Here is a 1,754-nt window from a genome sequence, read left to right as displayed (position 1 = left end):
AAATAAGGACTTGCAGTAAAAAAGCAGAAGAATCTTATTTTTAATTGTTATTAAATACTAATTAATTAAAATTGAAAACAAGTATTGTTAATATAAATATTGTTCAGATATTTTATAAAATCAAGACTGTTAATATAGTATTCAAGGACTTTTAATAGTTTCTTTGTTTTATTACTCCCTATTTAATTTCAGCTAAAAAACTTAATCCTATGACAAAAAAGTACCTTATTATTACTACCGTTTGTATTTTACTAAACTCACTTTATGCTCAAACAATTTGCGACCCAAATACAGGTATGGCAGGTATATACCCCTGTAATAATTACGATTTCTTATCTAGAGTTCCTGTTTCCACATTAGCTACTACTGCGGGTAACCCAGAAGGTAGTGACATTTGGGGGTGGACAGATCCTTTAGATGGTAAAGAATATGCTATTGTAGCTATGAGCAACAGTACAGCTTTTGTAGATGTTTCTGACCCTGTAAACCCTATTTTTTTAGGAAGAATTGAAACTGCTGCTGGGAATAATTTTTGGAGAGATGTTAAGGTTTATAATAACTTTGCTTTTATTGTTGCAGATGGCGTGGGGCCACATGGTATGCAGGTGTTCGATTTAACAATACTTAGAAATGGTATTGATCCTGATTTAACTTACGATGGCGCTCAGGTTTTAAAGTATATAGGAGATGGAGAAATTGGAGATATTATTATTGGAAGTTGTCACAATATAGTTATTAATGAAACGGAAGCTATTGCCTATTTAGTTGGTTGTAATTCTGCAAATGGAGGCGGCCCTATTTTTATAGATATATCAGACCCAAACAATCCAACAACTTTAGGTGACTATACTAATGGCGGTTATTCTCATGATGCACAAGTAATTACTTATAACGGCCCCGATACAGACCATACAGGCAAACAAATATACATTGGTAGTAATGGAAACTCTAACAAAGTTGTTATTTTAGATGTTACAGATAAAAACAATATTATAGCTATAAATGAGTTCTCTTACCCACAAATAAGTTATGCTCATCAAGGCTGGTTTACAGACGATCAACGTTATTTTATTTTAGGAGATGAAGGAGACGAGTTAGATTTTGGTGTATCTACAAAAACTATAGTTTTTGATTTTAATGATTTAGATGCCGATTTTACCGATCAAGCATTAATAAATGTATATACAGGTCCTACAGGAGCCATAGATCATAACGGTTATGTTAAAGGAAATGAGTTCTTTTTAGCAAATTATAGTGCAGGATTGAGAGTGTTAGACGTTTCAACATTGGTGTCTCCCACAAATACAAATGCAGAAATTGGGTACTTTGACACTTACACAAATAATAATAGTGCTAGTTTTCATGGAGCCTGGAGTGTTTACCCATATTTTACAAGCGGAAATATAATTATAAGTGATATTGAGAGTGGTTTAATTATAGTAAGAAAAAGTAATAGTTTAACCACTCCTGAGTTTGAAAGCACAAATTTTACTCTATCTCCTAATCCTACCACTGTTTCAACTTTAATAAAAGCTCCAAAAAATAAAACAATAGACACTGTTTCTGTGTACAACATTTTGGGTCAAAATGTTTACACAAAAAATAATATTAATGCCAATAAATTTTACTTACCAATGGCATCGTACTCTAAAGGAATTTATTTAGTAAAAATAAACAATACGACTTCTAAAAAACTAGTATTAAAGTAAAAGTAGGGTAATCTTAATGTAAATTGTTATTATTCTAGTCTAGTT

General features: G+C 31.4%; 1 protein-coding gene. It reads left to right on the top strand.

Annotation, left to right across the window (positions count from 1 at the left end; translation table 11 throughout):
• Positions 1 to 209: 209 nt before the first annotated feature.
• Positions 210 to 1,709: a choice-of-anchor B family protein gene (locus ACVC2P_RS01235; RefSeq protein ID WP_452596665.1), complete on the top strand. Its 1,500-nt coding sequence runs from the start codon at positions 210 to 212 to the stop codon at positions 1,707 to 1,709.
• Positions 1,710 to 1,754: the final 45 nt, after the last annotated feature.

This window comes from Pontimicrobium sp. MEBiC01747, assembly GCF_053601635.1.
This window is presented reverse-complemented; position numbering and strand designations above follow the sequence as displayed.

What these genes read in the sequence shown, in the direction of transcription:
- ACVC2P_RS01235 (WP_452596665.1), top strand. Translation starts at nt 210, where the DNA reads ATGACAAAAAAGTACCTTATTATTACTACCGTTTGTATTTTACTAAAC.